Source organism: Cereibacter sediminicola (assembly GCF_007668225.1).
In the GTDB taxonomy this organism is placed as follows: Bacteria; Pseudomonadota; Alphaproteobacteria; order Rhodobacterales; family Rhodobacteraceae; genus Cereibacter_A; species Cereibacter_A azotoformans.
The window spans coordinates 1-9,733 of sequence record NZ_VDEK01000061.1 but is presented as its reverse complement, the minus strand read 5'-3'; the positions used below and the strand labels follow the sequence as shown (position 1 = coordinate 9,733).

9 protein-coding genes are annotated in these 9,733 nt (G+C 61.7%); 1 reads left to right on the top strand and 8 read right to left on the bottom strand.

Features of this window, described 5'->3' with window-relative positions; all coding sequences use genetic code 11:
- Window positions 1-135: 135 nt before the first annotated feature.
- A complete protein-coding gene (locus tag FG154_RS19680) occupies window positions 136-453 on the top strand; it encodes an H-NS histone family protein (RefSeq protein ID WP_145111667.1) in 318 nt (105 codons plus the stop codon).
- A gap of 17 nt (window positions 454-470) precedes the next feature.
- On the opposite strand, the gene FG154_RS19675 is transcribed toward FG154_RS19680, so the two are convergent.
- From FG154_RS19675 to FG154_RS19645, 8 genes are all read right to left on the bottom strand, one after another.
- Entirely contained in the window at window positions 471-1,523 is a 1,053-nt protein-coding gene (locus FG154_RS19675) for a hypothetical protein (RefSeq protein ID WP_145111664.1), read from the bottom strand.
- Window positions 1,524-1,708: 185 nt separating this feature from the next.
- Window positions 1,709-1,873, bottom strand: coding sequence for a hypothetical protein (locus tag FG154_RS21145; protein WP_167384016.1), 165 nt, complete (start codon window positions 1,871-1,873; stop codon window positions 1,709-1,711).
- Between the two features lie 388 nt (window positions 1,874-2,261).
- The gene (locus FG154_RS19670) at window positions 2,262-2,735 is read right to left on the bottom strand and encodes a hypothetical protein (RefSeq protein WP_145111660.1); all 474 of its coding nucleotides are present in this window, start codon (window positions 2,733-2,735) and stop codon (window positions 2,262-2,264) included.
- A gap of 100 nt (window positions 2,736-2,835) precedes the next feature.
- A complete protein-coding gene (locus FG154_RS19665; protein WP_145111636.1) occupies window positions 2,836-5,007 on the bottom strand; it encodes a ParB/RepB/Spo0J family partition protein in 2,172 nt (723 codons plus the stop codon).
- A 127-nt stretch (window positions 5,008-5,134) separates the two neighbouring features.
- On the bottom strand, window positions 5,135-6,247 hold the full coding sequence (locus FG154_RS19660) for a helix-turn-helix domain-containing protein (protein WP_145111634.1): 1,113 nt from the start codon (window positions 6,245-6,247) through the stop codon (window positions 5,135-5,137).
- Window positions 6,248-6,450: 203 nt separating this feature from the next.
- Window positions 6,451-7,380, bottom strand: a complete 930-nt coding sequence (locus FG154_RS19655; RefSeq protein ID WP_145111631.1) for a ParB/RepB/Spo0J family partition protein — start codon at window positions 7,378-7,380, stop codon at window positions 6,451-6,453.
- Window positions 7,370-8,515 (bottom strand): plasmid partitioning protein RepA, encoded by a 1,146-nt coding sequence (gene repA, locus FG154_RS19650; RefSeq protein WP_186312460.1) that lies wholly within the window; start codon window positions 8,513-8,515, stop codon window positions 7,370-7,372. Before repA ends, FG154_RS19655 begins: the two co-directional genes overlap by 11 nt.
- Before the next feature lie 293 nt (window positions 8,516-8,808).
- On the bottom strand, window positions 8,809-9,733 hold a 925-nt coding region (locus tag FG154_RS19645), incomplete at its 5' end, for a recombinase family protein (RefSeq protein WP_281282098.1).

The window sequence follows — 9,733 nt, the reverse complement described above, 5'->3', positions numbered from 1 at the left end:
AAATTGGACGCCGATCACCCCGCCTGGGGGGTCAAAATTGCACGCCGAAACACACCTGCCCATGCCTTCCGGGAGTTGCGGCACCCTGCAACGACGGGCTATCGATACCTGACATTCAGGACACGGACCGCATCAATGGCTGATTACGATCTCGAGGCACTGTCGCTCAGCGAGCTGAAGAAAATGCAGAAGGACGTCGCCAAGGCGATTTCCACATTCGAGGATCGGCAGAAGGCGGAAGCCCGCGCCAAGGTGGAAGCTCTCGCCCGGGATCTAGGCTACTCCCTAGCCGAACTTGTCGGCACCGAGACGAAAACCGCCCGTGCGCCTGCCGCGCCGAAATACCGGCACCCTGAGAACCCGGCACTCACTTGGTCGGGCCGGGGACGCAAACCGCAGTGGTTCGTGGACGCGCTGGCTGCCGGGAAGTCGAAAGACGATCTAGCCGCATGAAGCTGTCTGCTGCTCGATCATTCGGATTTTGATGGGACGACCTCGGGGAGGTCAAACTCGAACTCCTCGAGTTTCGGCCCCATCACCCGTGTCGGCAGATTGGGGTCAGGTGCTTGGCCCCGGTGATGTCCTTTGACCAGAACGACTTTGCCGCTTCGATAGTGTCGCTCATGCTCGGACACCCAATGACGAACGGGGCCGTTCCGCGCCTCGAGTGTTTGCCTCTCGAATTCGAGGCGAGCGGTTCTTTCCGCCATGTGCGCGGCGGCCTGCGGGCCGATCCGGATCGTCAGATGTGATTTCTGGGCGCCAAGGATCCACGACTTACCGAACTTCCGGGCAGTCTTGGTGTCCTTGGCGGTGAAGGTTTCGGTTTCCGTTGGGATGATCCCGCCAAGATCCGGTGAGACCAGCATTGCAAACAGAGCGTAGGGAATGAACAGGTCATACCCGGTTTCAACTTGGTGCACCGTGCGGCGGCCTTGGATCATTTCCATCGTATCGCCGCTCCGCACGCGGAAATCGACCACGGATCGGCTCAGCTCGACCTCGACGTCGTCATAGTTCAGCTGTCCTGTCGGTGTCCGCTTGACGAGCAGTGCGCAGATCGGATCGACGACACGCGAATTCTCGCGACGGTGGAACATCGTAATGCGTAGATGGCCCTCGTTGCGGTCGTCCAGAAGGTAGCCGCGTAGTCCCGTGCCCAAAGGCTTTTCGTCGTGCCTGGTCACAGGTGAAGCGCGCTCAAATCGTGCAACGCCCAGTTCGCGATCGTCGAACTCGACCCAAACGACGGGAGCAGGAAGCTTCACTTCACCGAGGATTGCCATGGCAGGCACCCCAGCTTCCTCAGCCTGTTTCGAGACGGCATCGTGAAGCGTGTCAGTGTAGGCGGCTGCCAGGTGATCTAGCAGGAATACCTTAGCCTGCTGTAGCGCATCGAGCGCGTAAACTCGGAACTGCCGCAGGTCGTCGGACGGTGTGAAGTGCCAGATCAAATCGTCTTTGGGAGCCGACTTACCTGCGAGCGACGAACCGTATAATGAAATCAATGATTTATAGAGCATTCTATCGGCCCCCGAACCGTCTTGATCAGCTTCCGATGAACACCTTCGATGATCAAGCGACTTTCATGGAGGCCGCGCCGACCATTTGTCGGCTCCTCCGATCGATCGACCGGAACGGTTTACCGGCAAAAGGCCCAATTCGGGGCCACTGCCCCGATGCCGAGCCCTCGTTCGGGCCGTGGGCGTCATGCCCACGGATCGACCTCAGCGATCACCTGAACCTCGTCTCCGTCGATCTCATCGGCGGGGACGGCGCCGAAGGTTCCATCCCCTGCCTGGAAGACGACGATCGAAACCATGAGCGTGGCGGCGAGGGAGGCGGCGAAAGCGTGAGCATCTTTGCGGGACATCTGTTTGGCTCCTGTCTGGGAGGCGGGGGACCATCCCCCGCGCGACAGGACCCCGCAGGCCCGAAGACTGGCTGACATCACCGGGTGCGTTCGGCTCGTCCGAATCCACCCGGCGGCACGGGCTTGCCCGTAGTCCGACCCCTCGCGGGTTGATCTCGAAGACAGGATTCGGGGCAAGGAAGGGAATGGCGAGCGGGGGATGGTGCCCCAACGTCAGGAGCCGATTGTCCCGCTGATGCTTGGAACGCCGCCAGCCTCCCGGGCAGGTTCTTGGTTGATGGTCACCACGATGGGGGATGGAACCTTCGACGCCCCGCGACATCGCGGGACGATAGTGTGATCGGTGAGTGGCCCGCCCGTCGGCAGGCCCCTCACGCCGTGTCAGGGCTCAGGCGGCCAGGTCCGCGCCCCCTGCCCTCTCGCCGTCTTCAGCACCGACGATTTCCAGCCGCGCATTGCGATAGCCCTCCCGTGCGATCCAGAGCTCGGCCGCAGTGATGGACTCCGCCAGATGCAGCAGTTCGGTATTGCCCCCGAAGTCCAGCAGCACGCAGACCTGCCCGGGCTTCGGTTCCTCGGCCACCTCGAAGATCAGCCGGCTATCCGCCGAATGGCTGCGCATGATGGTGACGAGGATCACCCCGTCCGAGGAGAAGTTGCCCTCATGCAGCGTGAAGGAGGCTGGTGCCGTCCAGGTCGGATAGACCCTGGGCGGTTCCTTCTTCACAAGACGGCCCACGCCGTTCGAGCGCTCCCAGGCTGCCAGCTTCTTGGTGAAACGTGCCGGCGGCTTGGGACTGCCGTCAGAATAGCGGATCAGCGCGCCGAGAGGGGCTGAGTCGATGATGTTCCTTGCAGACATGATTCCTCATCCCGAATGCGAGTATTCGCATTCATCGTATTGATATTGCTGTATTTTATGAGAGTGAGGGGCGGGTTGCCCCGCCCCCGGACGGCTCAGATCACTCTGCGGCCATCATCGACGCGGCGCTGTCCGGCAGATCGACGGTCAGGAAGCCCGGGAGATCGATGTCTTCCGGCTCGCCCGCATCTTCCCCTTGCCCTTCTCCGACCGCCTCGCCGTCGAACGTCACCAGATCGGCCCGGCGCAGGACCTCGGGCAACCAGCCGCTGCCCTTGAGGAGCCGCTCGGCTTCTGTGGCCATCTCACCCTTCTTCAGGTGATCGAGAAGCTGCGCGGTCCCCTCACCTTTCGCCTCGCGCACGGCCTCAAGGATCCGGGCCTTGGGCACACGGTTGAGGTAGCCATCGACCGTCGGCTCCCAGCCTGCCTCGACCATGTCGAGATCGACCGCGCGGGCCACGAGATCGGCATGGGCCATGCGGCGGGCCAGGCCGCTGGCCGAGATGCCCGCACCATAGGGGTTCACCTTCTCATGGAGCGCGTTGATCCCGAAGCTGAGGCAATGCGCCAGGAGCGCCAGACGGCTGCCTTCGTCGAGGACCGTCAGATAGTCCCAGAGCGCGACATCGTCGCCGAGGGGCAGATCGGCCTCCCAGGCGGCGTGACGCTCGTCGACGAGCTTCGCCACGACGCTGTCCTTCAGATCGGGCGCCTGGGACGACATGTAGACGTGACGCACCGAGGCTTCGAGGCAGCTGCCCGAGGCAGAGGAGGTGCGGAAGGTATCCGTCACCAACTTCAGGAGCAGGAGCGTCAGAGCAACGTCTGGCGACCGCCCGATGGCCTCTCGCAGCGCCAAGGTCCGGTGGGCCGTCAGTTCCATGACTAGTCGCTCGGGCAACGGCTTCAGCGCACCATCATCTTCCTCATCGGATGCATCCGCGCCGATCGGCTGACCGCCCGAAGTGATGACGGTGCCGCCGACAGAGGTCGCCGACGGTTTCCAGGTAGAAACACCGGCATCACCCCCCTGCCCCATGGCATCCGCGCCATCGGCATTCTGGACCGCGGTCTCCTCGCGCGGCTCATCCTCGGGCCGGACATAGCCGCGATAGACAGCCAGGCCGCCATCCCGATCCAGCGTCACGAAGACGCCAGCGCGCCCGACCTCGGCCTGATCGTAGATCAGCGGCCGCTGCTCGAGCGCTTCCATGGCCATCTCGAGATGACCGAGCCGCGCGTCGATCTCCTCGGGGTATTCGTCCTGGCCGGAGTATTCCTCTTCCAGCCCGCGGTACTCGGCGAGAAGTGTCGCATGGGCCACGCTTTCATCGTCGGTCATGGGCGCGGGATCACCGGCCAGACGCCGCAGACCGTGGCTGTAGCCATAGGGCAGGTCCGTCGCCACCTCGATCCACTTCCAGCCTTCAGAGGAAAGCGCTTCGGCGTCAGCCTGAAGCTTCTCGGCCACCAGCCGGTCCAGAAGGGCAGGGTCCTCGAGCCAGCCACCGTCATCACCCTGGAAGAGATCGCGCAAGACGACACCGCCCGCCACCTCATAGGCATCGACACCGACGAAGACCGCGCGACGATCCGAGGCTCGGACCGAGGTCTCGGTCAGCATGCGGCGGATGGCATAGGGCTCCTTGTTCCAGGAATTCTTCACCGCCTCCCAGACCTGCACCTGACGCGCGTGATCCGGATTCACCGTGAAGGCCATCAGCTGTTCCAGCGTCATCCCATCCTCGGCATAGACCTCGAGCAGGGCAGGGGCCACGGAGGCGAGCTTCAGGCGCTGCTTGACGATGTGCGGCGTGACGAAGAAGGCCGCCGCAATCGCTTCCTCGCCCTGACCCTTCTCGCGCAGGGCCTGGAATGCGCGGAACTGGTCGAGCGGGTGCAGGGTGACGCGCTGCATGTTCTCCGCGAGCGAGTCGTCCTCGGCGAGGATCTCCGACGCCGCATCCCGCACGATGCAAGGGATCGGCGCGGTCTTGGCCAGCCGCTTCTGCTTCACCAGCAGCGACAGCGCCTGGAAGCGACGGCCGCCGGCCGGGATCTCGAACATGCCGGTCTTAGCCCCATCGGCATCGAGCATGGGCCGGACGTTCAAGCCCTGCAGCAGGCCGCGCCGTGCGATATCTTCGGCCAGTTCCTCGATCGAGACGCCTGCCTTGATGCGCCGGACGTTGGACTGGCTCAGCACGAGCTTGTCGAAGGGGATGTCCCGCGAGGGGGACAGCGTGATTTTCTGGGCTGCTTTCGCCATCAGATCTTCTCCACGACGGGCGCCGGAAGCCACTCTCCCGATCTCACTTCCCGTCACCCCTCAACCCACCAACCTTTCCCTCTCTTCGGCTGTCTTGACCGCGGTCAAGAAGTGCAACCTGCATGTTCTATGTGCGCAGGATCGTTTCAAAGTATGCCTCGGGCTGCCTGATCGCTTCGCCCTTCTCCAACAGGTAGTCCAAAATCAGCAAAAGCCGTCCGGCCCCAGCTTTCTGGATACCAAGCATCAGTTTTTCTTGGCGTATTCTAAGCAATTGACCGATATCGAAGAGAACGCGGTTGAGGGCTTCGCCTGTTCGTGGCGGGTCTGGGAAGAAGTCCGCGACATGTGAAAAGTCCGTCCACGCCATTTTCGCAGGGTCTCGGTTCATGGTCGCTGCCCCAACGCTTTGGGAAGCGTTGGGCTGCTTCACGTGCGTGTCTTTCTTTATATGTTCTTTTTTTACAGACTCTATCTGCCGGTCATTTTGTCCGTTCCTGGCGGACATTTCGCTCGCGCATTCACGGCCGAGGGTTTGGTCTTGCGATTGCACTCGGTCCGCACGGGTGTTTGAACCGTGGCACTCTCCGTAGCTCGGCTTGGCATTGGCTCCAAGCTCGCGGAGACCAGCGATGATTTGCAAGACTGTGTCGGCAGTCAGGGTTGCCCGACGAAGCAGGTTTCGGATCGCTTCCAGTGAAGCCAACCTTGCGTCATTGAGCTGTTCGTCTTGAAGAAGGGACGCGCGTAGGGCTAGGGCTTCTGCCTTGAGGCAGCGCAGGCGTTCACGCTCTTCTGTGACCTTCGATGCTCTGGCTGCAAGAGCGTCGTGGCTCTGCATTAGCGGACCCAAGTCGATCCCAAACGCATCCCTGATGATGCCTCCGTAGCGGAGAGGGAAGCGTTTCCCGTTCGATGAACTCTTTCGCTGGATGAGTCCCGCAGCCTCAAGGCGCCCCAGGCAGCGGCGAAGCGTTCTCTCATCGATGCCGTTTGCGCGCTCTGATAAGGAGGCGTTGGAAGGGAATACAACGGTCAGCTTGCACTGTGTTTCACTTGAGTTGGGGCTGTGATCGCGCGGAAGAAAGCTGACGAGCGCTGTCAGTACGGTGACGTCGTTGCTCGTGAGGTTCAGGTCTTTCCGAAGAACCCGCACCGGCCCCAGAAGCTCGTAGGGGCTAGGGCAGGCAATAGCTGCCTGGTCCGCCAAGGCGGTTCGTGCTTGAGTGACATGTCTCATGGTGTTTCGGAAGAAAAAGCTTCCCCGGTCACCGCGAGCGGTGTTGAATTCGATTCGTTTTGGGGGTATCAATCAGGTGTCGAGACTGATTGAGGCCCTTCGGAAGCACCGCTTTCGGGGGGTCTTTCCTTTTCTAGCCGGTCCTCCTTTCGTTTTCTGCTCGTTGCTCTTGATGTCTTGACCGCGGTCAAGACACGGGGTCGTCATTCTGGGCCGTCTTGACCGCGGTCAAGAAGCTCGCCGATCAGCTTTCGGATGGCGTCTTCGATGCGCGGGGCAAGGTCAGCGTCCACATCGATGGTGATGCGGTTGCCTTTGCGGCCGATCTTCACGCGCTCACCTTGGTCAACCCCGGGTGTAGTTGCCTTGGTGGCTGTGAGCAGCGTAACCGCTGCGTCAAGTCGGTCTGGACCCGGCAAGGTGCGGGGGATTTCGCGGGCAACTTCCCTGGCTCTCGAGACGTCCTTCTCGCACAGCCTGAAGAGCTTCTCCCAGACCCTCCGACCAACGCCATGTGCAGGTCCGATGGCCTGAATCAGCTCCATTGGAATACCCGTCGCGATACGGTTCATCCGAGAGACAAGAGACTCATCGATCTGGAGCGCCCGATAGGCGATGGTCTGGGCGTTCTTGCGCGTTTCGTCTGTTTTCCCAAGTTCGCGAATGATCCCGGCGACGAACAGAGCCCTCTCGATAAACGAGGGGTCTTGGCGGGCATTGTTTTCAACGCCTTGAGCGATCAGAGCTTCCTCTTCGGTCATTTCCATGACCGTGGCTCGCACCTTCTGACCAAGCTCACGACAAGCGAGAAGCCTGCGGCGCCCATAGACGATCTCAAGTGCGCCATCCTGGGTTCGGCGGACAAGAATGGGAACCTTTTGCCCATGCTCCCGGATCGAGGACACAAGTTCCTCGAGGCCATCGCTCGGATCGATACGATCCATGACCGCAGACATCCGAACAGTGCCCGGGTCGATCAGGCGTGTGGCGTGCTTGTCTTCTTCCAACACCGATGCTTGCGCTCGAGCGACAGTTGGGCTCGTGCGCTTCAGATCGAGATCCGCATCCTCATCCGACGTTGACGCTTTACCCATCGCGTTCTTGAGTGAGTCCCCGAAGACCTTACGCGCCATGGCTACGCCCCCATGCCTTGAGGATTTCGCGCTCAACTTCGTCGGTCACGCGTGAAACGGACTCGATCGCACGCTCGTATGTTCTGCGGTTCACGTCGCGAGGTTCGACCTCAAAGATGCTCTGTTGGGTGTTTGCAGCATCGCCTACTGCCGTCGATTTCAGGAACTCGGCCGGGAGGACCGCATCGCCAAGGACCGTCCGAAGCAGAGACGAGATCTGGACCTGTGGACTGTCGGTGTTCTCGTACCGGGTGATCAGCACCCGAACGAAGTTCAGACCGTGTTCGGGAGCATGCGCCTCGACGACGCCCATCAGGTTGCTCGCCATGCCGAGAAAGCTTGCCAGAGACATCACATCAAGCATGGACGCGTTGAGCGGGATCAGGACCCCAGTGGAAGCAAAGAGGGCAGAGATCACCGAGAAGTTCAGCTGCGGCGGGGTGTCGAAGATCACCACATCATATCGGCTCAGGACAGGCTCAAGCGCTTCACGGATCCGACTGTGGAAGGTGGTGGCGCCGTGTCTGAAGCTCAAAGCGACCTCGAACTCGTACTCCATGATGTCCATGGAGGCCGGGATCAGATCCACAGTCGGGAAGTTCGTCTTTCGAATGATATCGGAGGCGGGCAGGGGACCTTCCGACCGGATCAGATCGTAGGAGGTCGGCATGTCTGGATCGAGTTCAGGGGTCACCCCGAACAGGTTTGTCAGACTTGCCTGGCTGTCGAGGTCGATCAGTAGGACCCGATAGCCGCGAAGGCCCAGTAGCTGACCAACATGAGCCACGGTCGACGTTTTTGCGGACCCGCCCTTCAGGTTGAAGATTGTCACGACCTGGCACGGTTCGCCGGCTCTTCTGTGAGGGTGCTCATCGGGCTTGATCCTACCCGTCCCAAGAAGGACGCGTTGGGCCTCGACCATTTCTTCGGCAGAGAAGCTGCGGCGGTTGCCACCCTCAAGGATGCCTTCGGGAAAGCCCTCGAGGTTTGACACATGGTGGCGGAAGGTGTTCTGGTTGATCCGAAGGAGATCAGCCGCTTCACGCATCGCGAAACGACGGAGACCCTTCTGGGCATCCGGTGGGAAGGTTTCCTGCGCATGTTCGCGCAACCGGCTACCGAGCCGCTTGGACATGACGTCGAATCTTTGTGAGGCCCGTATCCCGCTCATCACTGCCCTCAAGTCTTTATTGTTTTGTAGACCTTAACAGTTTTGGCGAATAAATCCACCCCTAACTGTTGAACGGCCTGGGGGCGTTGAGGCGGCCCATTTCTGACGAGATAAAGCTGTTAAGTATCAATGCCTTGGGTGACCCTGTTCGTAGGTTACTTCAACAGTTCGTGGCCCGTGATGTCGTGGCCACAACATGTATTGTGGACGCCTACGTAACGACGATCTTCAGAATCGCGCGGTCGATTCCCGCAACTTCAGTCAAGCAACCCTAGCCTTTCGGCTCGTTCCAGCAGCATCTTCACGGATGACGGCTGCCAGCTTGTCCGCCCACGAGGCGTGCGCTCGCGCATTGCTTCCAACCGGGTGCAGATCGCCTGAAGCGTGATGCCGGGATCCGCGCCCTTGATTGCGGCGACGATGGCGGGCAGGCGGTCGTCGGTTTCGCGGCGGCCGGCGCGGTCCAGTACCGTAGGCGGCAGGAAGCCGTCCCGGACATAGGCGTTGACCGCGCGCAAAAGCCGGCTTTGCGTCCATTGACGCTCGTGGGGCAGGGGGCCGTTGACGATGCGCAGCACGTCCTCCCACGCCATGTCGGGCCGCAGGCGGCGCACATGCGGCACCCAGTCCTGCGCGGTTTCATTGAGTCGCTCCATATAGCCGTCCTGTCGCGCAAGCCGCACCTTTCGCAGCGCCGCCGGATCCCGGGCGCGCAGGCCCGGATTGCCGCCAACCCGGCCTTTGGTTCGTGCGCTGGCCAGCCCGGCCTTGGTCCGTTCGCGGATCAGGGCCCGCTCGAACTCGGCCGCGGCGCCCAGGACTTGCAGGGTGAACTTGCCCTGCGGCGAGGATGTGTCGATGGGATCAGTCAGCGAGCGGAAAAAGGCACCCTTGGCCTCCAACCGCTCGATCACCTCGAGGAGATGCGAGAGGGACCGCGCCAGACGGTCGATGCGCACGACGACCAGCGTGTCGCCCTTGCCGATCCGCTCCAGCACCCGCGCCAGCACCGGCCGGGCGCGGCTCCCGCCCGAGGCCTGCTCCTCATGGATCTCGGCGCAGCCCGCGGATTTCAGGGCCTGCGACTGGGGCAGGGGGGTCTGATCCTCGGTCGAAACGCGGGCATAGTGAACTGGCCCCCGTTTCGACCGGACACTTGGGCATAACCATGGAGGCTCAGGC

What these genes read in the sequence shown, in the direction of transcription:
- FG154_RS19680 (WP_145111667.1), top strand. Translation starts at nt 136, where the DNA reads ATGGCTGATTACGATCTCGAGGCACTGTCGCTCAGCGAGCTGAAGAAA.
- FG154_RS19675 (WP_145111664.1), bottom strand. Translation starts at nt 1,523, where the DNA reads ATGCTCTATAAATCATTGATTTCATTATACGGTTCGTCGCTCGCAGGT.
- FG154_RS21145 (WP_167384016.1), bottom strand. Translation starts at nt 1,873, where the DNA reads ATGTCCCGCAAAGATGCTCACGCTTTCGCCGCCTCCCTCGCCGCCACG.
- FG154_RS19670 (WP_145111660.1), bottom strand. Translation starts at nt 2,735, where the DNA reads ATGTCTGCAAGGAACATCATCGACTCAGCCCCTCTCGGCGCGCTGATC.
- FG154_RS19665 (WP_145111636.1), bottom strand. Translation starts at nt 5,007, where the DNA reads ATGGCGAAAGCAGCCCAGAAAATCACGCTGTCCCCCTCGCGGGACATC.
- FG154_RS19660 (WP_145111634.1), bottom strand. Translation starts at nt 6,247, where the DNA reads ATGAGACATGTCACTCAAGCACGAACCGCCTTGGCGGACCAGGCAGCT.
- FG154_RS19655 (WP_145111631.1), bottom strand. Translation starts at nt 7,380, where the DNA reads ATGGCGCGTAAGGTCTTCGGGGACTCACTCAAGAACGCGATGGGTAAA.
- repA (WP_186312460.1), bottom strand. Translation starts at nt 8,515, where the DNA reads ATGTCCAAGCGGCTCGGTAGCCGGTTGCGCGAACATGCGCAGGAAACC.